Source organism: Rhodobacter maritimus, from assembly GCF_058747975.1.
The window spans coordinates 3,404,484-3,418,555 of sequence record NZ_CM179095.1 but is presented as its reverse complement, the minus strand read 5'-3'; the positions used below and the strand labels follow the sequence as shown (position 1 = coordinate 3,418,555).

Below are 14,072 nucleotides of genomic sequence, written 5' to 3'. Positions count from 1 at the left end.
TTCCCAATGACCCCTGGCCTTCTTGCCCTGCTCGTCCTTGCGATTGCGGCTGCCGGTTTCGTGATCGGCCGCAAAAGGGCGCTGTCCGCCGCGTCAGGTGACAGCCGTTCCCTGCATTCCCTGCCCGGATATTACGGCCAGTCGGTCGCCCTTTTCGCCGCCGTTCCGGCGCTTGTGTTTCTTGCGGGCTGGCTGGTGCTTCAACCCCTGTTGATCGACATGCGCGTGGGCGCGACGATCGCCCCGGCCGATATTCCGCAAGGATCGTCGCAAAGCCTTGTGATGAGCGATGTGCGCCGCATCGCGGACGGTCTGGACGTTCTTGCCGCGCGCGGCGCGCCCGATACCGCAAGCCTCGATCCCGCGACGCTGCGCAGCCGCCTGGCCGAGGCCGGCATCGCCCTTGGCAACGATGTGAAACCCGCCATCTTCGACGCCGCCACCGACTATCGCGCCCGCGCCGCCAAGGGGCGGCTGGCGATGACGGTCGCGGTGATCGCCCTGTCGGGCGCGGGCTTTGCCTATGCATTTTCGCGCATCACCCCCGCCTTCCGCGCCCGCAACGTGGTCGAGCGTTTCATCAAGGCCCTGCTGATCGGCGCCTCTTCGGTGGCCATCCTGACCACGCTGGGGATCGTGCTGTCGCTGGTCTTCGAGACCACGCATTTCTTCCGCCTCTATCCCGCGCGCGAGTTCTTCCTCAGCCTGACATGGAATCCGCAGTTCCGCGGCGGGTCGGACCTTGGCATCTGGCCGCTTCTGTGGGGCACGCTCTATGTATCCTTCATCGCGCTTCTGGTCGCGGTGCCGGTGGGGATTTTCGCGGCGATCTACCTGGCCGAATATGCCGGCAGGAAGACCCGCGCCACCGCCAAGCCGCTGCTCGAGATCCTCGCGGGCATTCCCACCATCGTCTACGGCCTTTTCGCGCTGATCACCGTGGGGCCGATGCTGCGCGATTACCTTGCGCAGCCGCTCGGGCTCGGCTCGTCCTCGTCCTCGGTGATGACGGCGGGACTGGTGATGGGCATCATGCTGATCCCCTTCGTCTCGTCACTGTCCGATGACATCATCAATGCGGTGCCGCAGGCCATGCGCGACGGCTCTTACGGGCTGGGCGCGACACAATCGGAAACCGTCCGGCAGGTGATCCTGCCCGCGGCCCTGCCCGGCATCGTCGGCGCGGTCCTGCTGGCCGCCTCGCGCGCGATTGGAGAGACGATGATCGTCGTCATGGGCGCGGGGGCCGCTGCCAAGATGGACCTCAATCCGTTCGAGGCGATGACCACCGTCACCGTCAAGATCGTCAGCCAGCTGACCGGCGATACCGAATTCGCCAGCCCCGAAACGCTTGTGGCCTTCGCGCTTGGCCTGACGCTCTTTGTCTTCACGCTCGGGCTGAACATCCTCGCGCTCTACATCGTGCGCAAATACCGGGAGCAATACGAATGACCGCGCAAGCCGCCCCGACCCATCGCTCTCTCTATAGGCTCGATACCCGCACGAAGCGGCGCAACGCGGCCGAGAAACGCTTTCGCCTGTATGGCCTTGCCGCTGTCGGGTTCGGTGTGCTGGCGCTGGTGGTGCTGCTCAGTTCGGTTCTGGCGCAGGGCGTGGGCGCATTCCGCCAGACCTTCGTGGTGATGGATGTGATGCTGGACGAAGGTGTTCTGGACAAATCCGGCACGCGCGACCCCGAGGTGATGAAAAAGGTCACCACGATCGGCTATGGCAAGCTTTTGCAGACCAGCCTCAATGCCGAGCTGGCCGAAAAGGGCTTTGCCGTCGAGGGGATGAGCGCGAAGGACGTGGGCGCCCTGATCTCGAAAGAGGCGCCGGCCCAGCTACGCGACAGGGTGCTGGCCGATCCCGACCTCGTGGGCCAGACGATCCGTTTCAAGGCCTATGCGAACGGCCGGATCGACGGCTATTTCAAGGGCCGCGTCAGCCTGCAAAGCGCCGAGCTGGACAGCAACGTCACCCCCGAACAACTGCGCCTGGCCGATACGCTGCGCGCGGCGGGGATCATGGAGCTGTCCTTCAACCCCGGCTTCATCTTCGGCCCCGACGCCTCGGAACTGCGCCCCGAGGCCGCCGGCCTTGGCGTCGCCATCCTGGGGTCGGCCTACATGATGCTGATCGTTCTGGCGCTTGCGCTGCCGCTGGGGGTGGCCACCTCGATCTACCTTGAGGAATTCGCGCCCAGGAACAAATGGACCGACCTGATCGAGGTGAACATCGCCAACCTTGCCGCGGTGCCCTCGATCGTGTTCGGGATCCTGGGGCTTGCGGTCTTCATCAACTTCGCGGGCCTGCCGCAATCCTCGCCGCTGGTGGGCGGGCTTGTGCTGACGCTGATGACGCTGCCCACCATCATCATCGCCACCCGCGCCGCGCTGAAGGCAGTGCCGCCCTCGATCAAGGACGCGGCACTCGGGATCGGGGCGTCGAAGATGCAGACGGTGTTCCACCATGTGCTGCCGCTGGCGATGCCCGGCATCCTGACCGGCACGATCATCGGGCTGGCCCAGGCGCTTGGCGAAACCGCGCCGCTTCTGCTGATCGGGATGGTGGCCTTCGTGCGCGAATACCCCGCCGCCCCGCCCGAAGGCTTCGGCGACCCGGCCGCGGCGCTTCCGGTGCAGGTCTACAACTTCACGCAAAGGGCCGATCCGGCCTTTATCGAACGCGCCTCAGGGGCCATCATCGTGCTGATGGTGTTCCTGCTGGCGATGAACCTTCTGGCCATCATTCTGCGCCGCCGCTTCGAGCGTCGCTGGTAAGGAACCCGGATAATGAACGACATGAGATTGACGGAGAGAGCCGTGAAAGCCAGCGATATCAAGATCGAGGCACGAGGCGTTCAGGTCCATTACGGCGCGTCGCATGCCCTAAGGGACGTGGACGTCGACATCCTCGGCAAGACCGTCACCGCCTTCATCGGCCCCTCTGGCTGCGGCAAGTCCACCTTCCTGCGCTGTCTGAACCGGATGAACGACACGATCGACATCTGCCGGGTCGGCGGCAAGATCCTGCTGGACGGCGAGGACATCTACGACCGCAAGGTCGACCCGGTGCAGCTGCGCGCCAAGGTGGGCATGGTGTTCCAGAAACCCAACCCCTTCCCGAAATCCATCTTCGACAACGTGGCCTACGGCCCCAAGATCCACGGCCTGACCCGCTCGCGCAGCGAGCTTGAGGGGATCGTGGAGGATTCACTGCGCAAGGCCGCGCTGTGGAACGAGGTCAAGGATCGGCTGGATGCGCCCGGCACCGGGCTTTCGGGTGGCCAGCAGCAGCGCCTGTGCATCGCGCGCGCCATCGCCACCTCGCCCGAGGTTCTTCTGATGGACGAGCCGTGCTCGGCCCTCGACCCGATCGCAACCGCGCAGGTCGAGGAACTGATCGACGAGCTGCGGGCCAACTTCTCTGTGGTGATCGTCACCCATTCGATGCAACAGGCCGCACGGGTCAGCCAGCGCACCGCCTTCTTCCACCTTGGCAGCCTGGTGGAATACGGCGAGACGGGGCAGATCTTCACCAACCCCTCGGACCCGCGCACCGAAAGCTACATCACCGGCCGCATCGGCTGAGAAAGGACGATATCGTGAGCAACCAGCATATCCTTTCCGCCTTCGACCGCGATCTCGAGACGGTTCAGGCAATGGTCGTGAAGATGGGCGGCATGGTCGAAGCCGCGATCCACGATGCCACCACCGCACTTGAGATGCGCGACGAGGAACTGGCCAATGACGTGCGCAAGCGCGACAAGGCCGTCGACGCGCTGGAGGAACAAATCAACCATGAGGCCGCGCGCCTGATCGCGCTGCGCGCGCCCGCCGCAAGCGACCTGCGCGTCGCGCTTTCGGTCATAAAGATCTCGGCCAGCCTTGAGCGGGTGGGCGATTACGCCAAGAACATCGCCAAGCGCAGCCACGTCCTGATGACCATGCCCGCGATCAACGAATCCGCCGGCGCGATCCGGCGCATGTCGCGCACGGTCGAGACGATGCTGAACGATGCGATCGACAGCTATATCCAGCGCGATGCAAAGCTTGCCGCCGATGTGCGCGCCCGCGACATCGAGGTGGACCAGATGTATAACGCACTGTTCCGCGAATTCCTGACCTACATGCTGGAAGACCCGCGCAACATCACCGCCTGCATGCATCTGCATTTCATCGCCAAGAACGTCGAACGGATGGGCGACCACGCCACCTCGATCGCCGAGCAGGTCATCTACCTTGTCACCGGCGAAACCCCCGACGAGGCGCGCCCGAAAACCGAAAGCGTCACCGCTTTCACGACGGCCGAGGACTAAGACATGACCCCCGCCCAACAGCCTTGCGTTCTGGTTGTCGAGGACGAGTCCGCCCAGCGCGAGGTTCTGCGCTACAATCTCGAGGCCGAGGGCTTCCGCGTCGCCATGGCGATCAATGGAGACGAGGCCCTGCTGATGGTGAAAGAGGAAAAGCCGGATCTGATCGTTCTGGACTGGATGCTGCCCAATGTCTCGGGGATCGAGATCTGCCGAAGGGTGAAGGCCAATCCCGAAACCCGGCCGATCCCGATCATCATGCTTTCGGCCCGCTCCGAGGAAACCGACCGCGTACGCGGGCTGGAAACCGGGGCCGACGATTATGTGGTCAAGCCCTATTCCGTGGTCGAGCTGATGGCGCGCCTGCGCACGCAGTTGCGCCGCACCCGCCCCGCCACGATGGGAGAGCGGCTGCAATACGAGGATATCGTCCTGGATGCGGGCGAGCACCGCGTGTTCCGCGACGGCCAGCCCCTGAAACTCGGCCCGACCGAGTTTCGCCTGCTTTCGACGCTGATGGAAAAGCCCGGCCGGGTCTGGACGCGCGATCAGCTTCTGGATCGGGTCTGGGGGCGCGACATCTATGTCGATACCCGCACGATCGACGTGCATGTCGGCCGGCTGCGCAAGGCACTGATGGCGCATGGCGGCTCCGATCCGGTGCGCACGGTGCGCGGAACCGGCTACGCGCTGGGTTGAGCGGCCATGAAGGCCGCAACCTCGGCCCGCGCCGGAATCGCATCCGCCGTGCCCGGCCGCGTCACCTTCAACGCGGCGGCGGCGGCTGCAAGGTGCATAGCCCCGTCTGCCGGCATGCCTTCGGCCAACGCCGCAATCAGGTAACCCGCGAATGTGTCGCCCGCCGCCGTCGTGTCGACGGGGGTGACGGGCAGGGCCGGAACCTCGATCCGCGTGCCTGCGGCCCGGTCCTGCCAGACGGCCCCGCGCGCGCCCAGCGTCATCACCAGATAGGGCACGGGCAGATCCGGCAGCCCGGTTTCCAGCGCCGCGCAAAGCTGCGCGGCCTCTACCTCATTCACCAGAAGATGAGTGACATGGGGCAGGACGGCGCGCACCGCCCCGGCATCGAAGGGTGCCGCGGAATAGGCCACGAAAAGACCCTGTTCCCGCGCAAAACGGGCCGCTTCCGCCTGAAGCGTGGTCTCGTTCTGCAAGATCAGCCAATCGCCCGGCCCGGCTTGGCCCAGTGCCTTCTGCACGGCCGCGGCCGGGATCGCACGATTGGCGCCGGGATACAGCACGATCGCATTTTCGCCAGCCTCATCGATATTGATGATCGCATGGCCCGAAGCCTCGGCGACCTCGGCCACATGGGTGCAATCGACGCCCAGCTCACCCAGCCGCGCGACCATCCAGCGCCCGTCGGCCCCGACCGCACCGATATGGCGCAGATCGGCACCCGCACGCGCGGCGGCCACGGACTGGTTCGCGCCCTTGCCGCCCAACCCGCGCCGATAGGACAGCGCGGCCAGCGTTTCACCCGGCAGCGGCAGATGCGGAAGCCTGTAGAAATGGTCGATATTGATCGACCCCAGATTAAAGATCGTCATCTCGTCCCCCCGCGCTGCGCCCCGGTGGCCGGGGCTATTTCACCTGCCCCAGCCGGCAGGCGGCAATCGCCGCCATGTTGATGATGTCGTTCACCGTCGACATCGAACTACAGATCTGGATCGGCGCCGAGACCCCGGTCAGGATCGGGCCGATCACCGTGGCGCCCGCCATTTCCTGCATCAGCTTGATCGAGATCGAGGCCGAGTGCCGCGCCGGAACCACAAGCACGTTGGCCGGGCCGGACAGGCGGCAGAAGGGATAGTTGGCCATCTGCTCGGCATTGAGCGCCACATCCACGGTCATTTCGCCGTCATACTCGAAATCGACACCGCGCGCATCCAGCACCCTGGGCGCGGTCAGCATCTTGGTGGCACGCTCGGACACCGGATAGCCGAAGGTCGAGAAGGACAGGAACGCCACCCGCGGGTCCAGCCCCAACCCGCGTGCGACATGCGCGCCGCGCGTGGCGATATCGGCCAGGTCGTTCTCGTCGGGCCATTCATGCACCAGCGTGTCGCCCATCAGCACGATCCGGCCCTTGTGCAGGATCGCGGTGATCCCCACGGCGCCGTCGGTCGCGCGCGCATCGAAGACCTTGTTGATCAGGTCCATCACATGCGCCGACTTGCGCGTCACCCCCGTCACCAGCCCGTCGCCATGGCCATGCGCCAGCATGAGCGCCGCAAAGACGTGACGGTCGCGGGTGGCCAGCTTGTGCGCCTCCATCCGGTCGACGCCCTGCCGTTGCAGGCGGGAATAGAGAAACTCCTTGTAGGTCTCGATATGGCGCGAACTGCCGGCATTGACCACGCCCAGCTCCCGATAGGCATCGGCAAGACCGGCGGATTCAAGCTTTTCGCGCACATCCGTCTCGCGCCCCACCACGACGGCGCGCCCAAGCCCGCCGCGCTGATAGGCGACGGCCGCACGCAGCACGCGCGGATCGTCGCCCTCGGCGAAGATCATCGTGGCCTGCGCCTGGCGCGCGCGGGCGTGGATGCCTTGCAGGATCGAGGCCGTCGGGTCCATCCGCGCCTTCAGGTTATGCTCATAGGCCGCCATGTCGATGATCGGGCGGCGCGCCACGCCGGTATCCATCCCGGCCCTGGCCACGGCGGGCGGGATGACGTGGATCAGGCGCGGATCGAACGGCGTGGGGATGATGTAATCGCGCCCGAAGGCCAGCTTGCGGCCATAGGCCATCGCCACCTCGTCGGGCACATCCTCGCGCGCAAGGGCTGCAAGGGCGCGCGCACAGGCGATCTTCATCTCGTCGTTGATCGCGCGGGCGTTGATGTCGAGCGCGCCGCGGAACAGGTAGGGAAAGCCCAGAACGTTGTTGACCTGGTTGGGATAGTCCGACCTCCCGGTGGCCACGATGGCATCCTGGCGTACGGCATGGGCCTCTTCCGGGGTGATCTCGGGGTCCGGGTTGGCCATGGCGAAGATCACCGGATTGTCGGCCATGCTTGCCACCATCTCGGGCGTGACCGCCCCCTTGGCCGAGACGCCAAGGAACACGTCCGCCCCCACCATCGCCTCTTCCAGCGTGCGGGCCCCGGTCCGGGCGGCATGGGCCGATTTCCACTGGTTCATGCCCTCGGTCCGGCCCTGCCAGATCACGCCCTTGGTGTCGCACATGATGCAGTTGTCATGCCGCGCGCCCATCGCCTTGACCAGTTCGAGGCAGGCGATCCCGGCCGCACCGGCGCCGTTCAGCACGATCCTGCAATCCTCGATCTTCTTGCCCGAAAGCTCCAGCGCGTTGATCAGGCCCGCGGCGCAGATCACGGCGGTGCCGTGCTGGTCGTCGTGGAACACCGGAATGTCCATCATCTCTTTCAGCCGCTGCTCGATGATGAAGCATTCGGGCGCCTTGATATCCTCGAGGTTGATGCCGCCGAAGGTGGGGCCCATCAGGCGCACGGCCTGGATGATCTCGTCGGGGTCTTCGGTGTCCAGCTCGATGTCGATGGCGTTCACGTCGGCAAAGCGCTTGAACAGGACCGCCTTGCCCTCCATCACCGGCTTGGAGGCCAGCGCCCCCAGATTGCCCAGCCCCAGGATCGCCGTCCCGTTCGAGATGACCGCAACCATGTTGCCCTTGACGGTATAGTCATAGGCGGTCTCGGGGTTTTCCGCGATCGCCTCGACCGGAACCGCGACGCCGGGGCTGTAGGCCAGCGACAGGTCGCGCTGCGTGGTCATCGGCTTGCTTGCCGTGATCTCGTATTTCCCCGGATGCGGATCGAGGTGATAGGCCAGCGCTTCTTCGGGCGTGATGCGGTTCTTGTTGGTCATCGGGTGCGGGCTCCTCCTGCAGGCCCGCCCCTCATAGCGCCCGGCGTCTAGCCGCTCAATGGATTTGCACCCGGACAGGGGCTTTTGTAGGGTCGCGCAAAGACTTGGGGGAAATCATGGCCGAGCAGACCGTCACACCGATGATGGCGCAATATCTGGCGATCCGAGAGGCCAATCCCGGCGCGCTCCTGTTCTACCGGATGGGCGATTTCTACGAGATGTTCTTCGACGATGCCGTGGCCGCGGCGGCCGCGCTCGATATCGCGCTGACAAAGCGCGGCCAACATATGGGCGAAGACATCCCGATGTGCGGCGTTCCCGTCCACGCGGCCGAGGGCTATCTTCTGTCGCTGATCCGCAAGGGCTTTCGCGTGGCGATCGCCGAGCAGCTTGAAGATCCTGCCGAGGCGAAGAAGCGCGGTGCCAAATCCGTGGTGCGGCGCGATGTGGTGCGGCTGGTCACCCCCGGCACGCTGACCGAGGAAAGCCTGCTGGAGGCGCGGCGCCACAACTACCTTGCCGCCTGGGCCGGGGTGCGCGACGAAGGCGCGCTGGCCTGGGTGGACATCTCGACCGGAGAGCTGCGGGTGATGGCCTGCCCGATGATCCGCCTTGCGCCGGAACTTGCGCGCCTTGCCCCGCGCGAATTGCTGGTCAGCGAGGGCCACGAACAGGCGCTTGGCCCCGTCACCGCCGATTTCGCGCTGTCGCTGACCCCGCTTGCCCGCTCGAGTTTCGACAGCCAGGGCGCGGAAAAGCGGCTGTGCGCGCTGTTCAAGACCGGCACGCTCGATGCCTATGGCGCCTTCTCGCGGGCCGAGCTTTCGGCCATGGGCGCGATCGCCGATTACCTTGAGATGACGCAGCGCGGCAAGCTGCCCCTTGTGCGCGCGCCGATCCGCGAAGCGCCCGGCGGCACGATGCAGATCGACGCCGCAACCCGCCGCAACCTGGAACTGACGCAGGCGCTTTCGGGCGGGCGCGAAGGCTCGCTTCTTTCGGTGATCGACCGCACGGTGACAGCCGCCGGCGCGCGGCTTCTGGAACGGCGGATCTCGGCCCCCTCGCGCGATCTGGCAGAAATCCGCGACAGGCTTGAATCCGTGCGTTTCCTGCAAGAACAGAGCCGCCTTCAGGAAGATCTGCGCAGCGACCTGCAGCGCTGCCCCGACCTGGATCGCGCGCTCTCGCGCCTTGCGCTGGACCGCGGCGGCCCACGCGACATGGCCGCGATCCGCAACGCGCTGGAACAGGCCGGGCATATCGCGGATCGGCTGGCCGGATCCGAGGCCCCCGCCCGCCTCAAGGATGCCGCCCGCGCGCTTCAAGGCCATCAGGTGCTTGTCACCCTGCTTCAGGATGCGCTCGTGGCCGAACCGCCGCTTCTGGCCCGCGACGGCAGCTTCATCGCCCCCGGTCATGACGGAGAGCTGGACGAAACCCGCGCGCTACGCGACGAAGGCCGCGGCGTGATCGCACGGATGCAGGGCGACTACGTCACCCGCACCGGCATCCAGGCGCTCAAGATCAAGCACAACAACGTGCTGGGCTATTTCATCGAAACCACCGCCACCCATGCCGAAAAGATGCTCGCCCCGCCGCTCAGCGAAACCTTCATCCACCGCCAGACCACCGCCAATCAGGTGCGCTTCACCACCGTCGAACTGAGCGAGCTGGAAACCCGCATCCTGAACGCCGGAAACCACGCGCTCGAAATCGAAAAGCGGCTCTATGACAGCCTGAAACAGGCAATCCTCGATCAGGCGGGGCCCATCTCCGAAGCCTCGCGCGCCCTTGCCGAAATCGACCTTGCGGCCGCGTTCGCATCCATCGCCAGCGCCGAGAACTGGGTCGAGCCGCAGATCGACGACACCCGCGCCTTCGAAATCGAGGCCGGCCGCCACCCTGTCGTGGAACACGCGCTCAAACGCACGGGCGAGCCCTTCATCGCCAACGACTGCGCCCTGACCGGCGGCGGAACCCCGGCGATCTGGTTGCTGACCGGCCCCAACATGGCGGGCAAATCGACCTTCCTGCGCCAGAACGCCATCATCGCCCTTCTGGCACAGGCCGGCAGCTTCGTTCCCGCCCGCCGCGCGCATATCGGCCTTGTCAGCCAACTGTTCAGCCGCGTCGGCGCCGCCGATGACCTGGCCCGCGGCCGCTCGACCTTCATGGTCGAGATGGTCGAAACCGCCGCGATCCTCAACCAGGCCGACGATCGCGCCCTCGTCATCCTGGACGAGATCGGCCGCGGCACCGCCACCTATGACGGGCTGTCCATCGCATGGGCGGTGATGGAGCACCTGCACGGCGCCAACCGCTGCCGCGCGCTTTTCGCCACGCATTACCACGAAATGACGGCGCTTTCGGCCAAGCTCGACGGCGTCGACAACGCCACCGTGACCGTCAAGGAATGGGAAGGAGAGGTCATCTTCCTGCACGAGGTCCGCAAGGGCGCGGCCGACCGCTCCTACGGCGTGCAGGTCGCCCGCCTCGCAGGCTTGCCCGAGACCGTGGTGGCCCGGGCCCGCATCGTTCTGGACGCGCTCGAAAAGGGCGAACGCGAAGGCGGCGCGAAAACCCGCGCGATGATCGACGACCTGCCGCTTTTCGCCGTCTCGCCCGCGCCGCAACCGGCCCCCGCGAAACCGGCCATTTCCGAACTTGAAACCCGCCTGCGCGACATGCACCCCGACGAGATGACCCCCCGCGATGCGCTCGGCGCGCTTTACGAACTGCGCGCGCTGCTGAAGGACTGATCCCCTTCATCTTCGCGCAAATATCCTCGGGGGGTCCGGGGGGCAGACGGCCCCCCGGCCTCGGGATCAGCCTTTCGGCGTGGACGAAACGCCAACCTTCGCAGGCCGCAACAGCCGCTCATGCAGCATGAACCCCTCATCCATCACCTGGATGATATCGCCCGCCACCGTGCCCGGCACCGGCGCCTCGAACATCGCTTCGTGATGCTGCGGATCAAACCTGTCACCCACCGCCGGGGCAATCGCCTCGATCCCGTGGCGACCAAAGACGTTAAGCAACTCGCGCAGCGTCAGCTCGACCCCCTCGATCAACCCGCCCGCCATGCTGCGCTGTTCCTCGCCCGCCGCATCCAGCGCGCGCCGCAACGCATCGTAAACCGGCAAAAGATCGCGCGCGAGCTTCGACCCGCCATATTGCTCGGCCTCGCGCCGGTCGCGTTCGCCGCGTTTGCGGATGTTCTCGGCATCGGCCAGGGCACGCATGAAACGGTCGCGCAGCTCGTCGCGCTCGGCGCGAAGTGCGGCCACCTCATCCACGCTTTCGGTCAGTACATCCTCGAATTCCTCGTCGATCTGCGCCTGATCCTCGGCGATTTCGTCTTTCTTCATCTCACTCATGCGTCTCATCCCTTGCCGCGGCCGGACAGCATCCGTCCGACCAGCTGCGCTGTATAATCCACGATCGGAACGATGCGCCCGTAATTGAGCCGCGTGGGCCCGATCACACCGACCGCACCGATGATCTTCCGGTCAGAGTTCATATAGGGAGAGACGACCAGAGAGGAACCCGAAAGTGAGAAAAGCTTGTTCTCCGAGCCGATAAAAATGCGCACCCCCTCGCCATCCTCGGCCAGTTGCAGGAACGAGGCGATGTCGCGCTTGCGCTCCAGATCGTTGAACAGGCTGCGAATCCGGTCCAGATCCTCTTCCCCGCCGATCAGGTTGGCACGTCCGCGCACGATCAGCCGCTCGGTATGCTCGCCCTCGTTTTCCCATTGCGCCATGCCGCTTTCGACCAGATCGCGCGCCAGGCTGTCCAGTTCCTGGCGGCGCGCGGCGATTTCCGTGCCGATCTGGCGGCGCAGATCGGAAAGCGTGCGCCCCTCGGCAATGGCATTGAGGAAATTCGCGGCCTCGCGCATCGACGAGGGCGTCTGGCCGGGCGGCGGCACGAACACGCGGTTCTCCACCTGCCCGTCGGCAAAGACCAGCACCACAAGCGCGCGGTCATGGCCCAGGCTGACAAACTCGATATGCCGGATCGGCGCCTCGTGCTTGGGCGTCAGCACAAGCGAGGCGCCCTGCGTGATCCCCGAAAGCGCGCTGCCCACCCGGTCCAACAACGAGCCCACATCGGGATCGTTCCCGCCCATCGTCGCGTCGATCTTTTCGCGGTCGTCGGGCGTCAGCTGGCTGATCTCCATCAGCCCGTCGACGAACATGCGCAGCCCGCGCTGCGTGGGCACCCGCCCGGCCGAGATATGCGGGCTGTCCAGCAGGCCCAGATATTCCAGATCCTGCATCACGTTGCGCACCGTGGCGGCGGACAGCTTCTCGCTCATCTGCCGGGTCAGCGTGCGCGAGCCGACCGGATCCCCGGTCTCCAGATAGCCCTCGACCACCCGGCGAAAAACCTCGCGCGAGCGTTCGTTCAGCTCAGCATAGATATTCGATCCGTCGGTCATCCGCAGTTCACCTTGGCGCGATCCAGATAAGGCGCGCCCGCCTCGGGCGTCAATCGGGGTTGCATCGCGCGCACGGCGCCTTGTAATTGGCCCCATATCCAAGAAAGGACACGACATGCGCCCCTCTGGCCGGAACTTAAGCGAAATGCGCGCGATTTCAATTGAAACGGGCGTGACGAAACATGCCGAGGGCTCGTGCCTGATCAGGATGGGCGATACGCATGTGCTGTGCACCGCCACGATCGAGGACAAGGCCCCGTCCTTCCTCAAGGGCTCGGGTCTGGGCTGGGTCACGGCGGAATACGGCATGCTGCCGCGCGCCACCAACACCCGCAACCGGCGCGAGGCCGCGGCAGGCAAGCAATCGGGCCGCACCCAGGAAATCCAGCGCCTGATCGGGCGCGCGCTGCGCGCCGGCGTCGACCGCGTGGCCCTGGGCGAGCGGCAGATCGTCGTGGATTGCGACGTGATCCAGGCCGATGGCGGCACGCGCTGCGCCTCGATCACGGGCGGCTGGGTCGCGCTGCGCCTTGCGGTGAACAGGCTTCTCAAGGCGGGCCTCGTTACCTCGGACCCGCTGGTCGATCATGTCGCGGCGGTCAGCTGCGGGATCTATGCCGGCCAGCCGGTCTGCGATCTGGACTATGCCGAGGACAGCGAGGCCGGCACCGACGGCAACTTCATCCTGACCGGCTCGGGCAAGCTGATCGAGGTGCAGATGTCGGCCGAAGGGGCCACTTTCTCGCGCGATCAGATGAACACGCTGCTCGATCTGGCCGAGGCCGGGATCGCAGAACTTGTCGCCGCGCAAAAGGCAGCCACCGCATGAGGATGTTCGACGGCAAGCGCCTGCTGGTGGCCACGCATAACCGTGGCAAGCTGGAAGAGATGGCGGCCCTTCTGGCGCCGTTCGGTATCGAATGCGTCGGCGCTGCCGCGATGAACCTGCCCGAACCGGCCGAAACCGAGACCACCTTCATCGGCAATGCCCGCATCAAGGCCCATGCCGCCGCAAAGGCCACCGGCCTGCCCGCGCTTGCCGACGATTCCGGTATCGAGGTCGATGCGCTGGACGGCGCGCCCGGCGTCTATACCGCCGACTGGGCCGAAACCCCGCAGGGCCGCGATTTCACGCAGGCCATGACCCGCACCTGGGCCGAATGCGAGGCACGATCCGCCCCGCTTCCGCGCAGGGCACGCTTCCGCTCGACCCTGGTCCTGGCCTGGCCGGACGGGCATGACGAGGTGTTCGAGGGCAAGGTCGAGGGCGAACTGGTCTGGCCGATGCGCGGGGCGCAGGGCCATGGCTATGACCCGATGTTCCAGCCCGCGGGCCATGCCCAGACCTTCGCCGAAATGGACCCCACCCAGAAGAACCGCATCAGCCATCGCGCCGATGCTTTCGGCAAACTTGTCGCCTGTTTCGGAGGTTAA

The 14,072-nt window shown here is 65.9% G+C and carries 12 protein-coding genes; 8 read left to right on the top strand and 4 right to left on the bottom strand.

Annotated features, from left to right (window positions below):
- The first annotated feature begins 6 nt into the window (after window positions 1-6).
- The 5 genes from pstC to phoB are packed head-to-tail and all read left to right on the top strand — an operon-like array spanning window position 7 to window position 5,017.
- Window positions 7-1,452, top strand: coding sequence for a phosphate ABC transporter permease subunit PstC (gene pstC, locus AC4PTO_RS16980; RefSeq protein ID WP_492730519.1), 1,446 nt, complete (start codon window positions 7-9; stop codon window positions 1,450-1,452).
- The gene (gene pstA / locus AC4PTO_RS16975; RefSeq protein ID WP_492730517.1) at window positions 1,449-2,783 is read left to right on the top strand and encodes a phosphate ABC transporter permease PstA; all 1,335 of its coding nucleotides are present in this window, start codon (window positions 1,449-1,451) and stop codon (window positions 2,781-2,783) included. Before pstC ends, pstA begins: the two co-directional genes overlap by 4 nt.
- Window positions 2,784-2,795: 12 nt before the next feature.
- Entirely contained in the window at window positions 2,796-3,593 is a 798-nt protein-coding gene (gene pstB / locus AC4PTO_RS16970) for a phosphate ABC transporter ATP-binding protein PstB (RefSeq protein WP_492730515.1), read from the top strand.
- Between the two features lie 11 nt (window positions 3,594-3,604).
- Window positions 3,605-4,321, top strand: coding sequence for a phosphate signaling complex protein PhoU (gene phoU, locus AC4PTO_RS16965; protein WP_492733675.1), 717 nt, complete (start codon window positions 3,605-3,607; stop codon window positions 4,319-4,321).
- A 3-nt stretch (window positions 4,322-4,324) separates the two neighbouring features.
- The gene (gene phoB, locus AC4PTO_RS16960; RefSeq protein ID WP_492730511.1) at window positions 4,325-5,017 is read left to right on the top strand and encodes a phosphate regulon transcriptional regulator PhoB; all 693 of its coding nucleotides are present in this window, start codon (window positions 4,325-4,327) and stop codon (window positions 5,015-5,017) included.
- On the opposite strand, the gene AC4PTO_RS16955 is transcribed toward phoB, so the two are convergent.
- Both AC4PTO_RS16955 and AC4PTO_RS16950 read right to left on the bottom strand, forming a co-directional pair.
- Window positions 5,002-5,889, bottom strand: coding sequence for a ribokinase (locus tag AC4PTO_RS16955; protein WP_492730509.1), 888 nt, complete (start codon window positions 5,887-5,889; stop codon window positions 5,002-5,004). The two genes, phoB and AC4PTO_RS16955, sit on opposite strands and share 16 nt — an antisense overlap.
- A gap of 34 nt (window positions 5,890-5,923) precedes the next feature.
- On the bottom strand, window positions 5,924-8,191 hold the full coding sequence (locus AC4PTO_RS16950; protein ID WP_492730508.1) for an NADP-dependent malic enzyme: 2,268 nt from the start codon (window positions 8,189-8,191) through the stop codon (window positions 5,924-5,926).
- Between the two features lie 116 nt (window positions 8,192-8,307).
- On the opposite strand from AC4PTO_RS16950, the gene mutS reads away from it, so the two are divergent.
- Window positions 8,308-10,953, top strand: coding sequence for a DNA mismatch repair protein MutS (mutS, locus tag AC4PTO_RS16945; RefSeq protein WP_492730507.1), 2,646 nt, complete (start codon window positions 8,308-8,310; stop codon window positions 10,951-10,953).
- A gap of 66 nt (window positions 10,954-11,019) precedes the next feature.
- On the opposite strand, the gene AC4PTO_RS16940 is transcribed toward mutS, so the two are convergent.
- Both AC4PTO_RS16940 and hrcA read right to left on the bottom strand, forming a co-directional pair.
- The gene (locus AC4PTO_RS16940; protein WP_492730506.1) at window positions 11,020-11,571 is read right to left on the bottom strand and encodes a nucleotide exchange factor GrpE; all 552 of its coding nucleotides are present in this window, start codon (window positions 11,569-11,571) and stop codon (window positions 11,020-11,022) included.
- 5 nt (window positions 11,572-11,576) lie between these two features.
- Entirely contained in the window at window positions 11,577-12,638 is a 1,062-nt protein-coding gene (hrcA, locus tag AC4PTO_RS16935) for a heat-inducible transcriptional repressor HrcA (protein WP_492730504.1), read from the bottom strand.
- Between the two features lie 115 nt (window positions 12,639-12,753).
- Here hrcA and rph point away from each other — a divergent pair, with 115 nt between their 5' ends.
- Both rph and rdgB read left to right on the top strand, forming a co-directional pair.
- Entirely contained in the window at window positions 12,754-13,467 is a 714-nt protein-coding gene (gene rph / locus AC4PTO_RS16930; RefSeq protein WP_492730503.1) for a ribonuclease PH, read from the top strand.
- Window positions 13,464-14,072 (top strand): RdgB/HAM1 family non-canonical purine NTP pyrophosphatase, encoded by a 609-nt coding sequence (gene rdgB, locus AC4PTO_RS16925; protein WP_492730501.1) that lies wholly within the window; start codon window positions 13,464-13,466, stop codon window positions 14,070-14,072. The genes rph and rdgB overlap by 4 nt, the downstream gene beginning before the upstream one ends.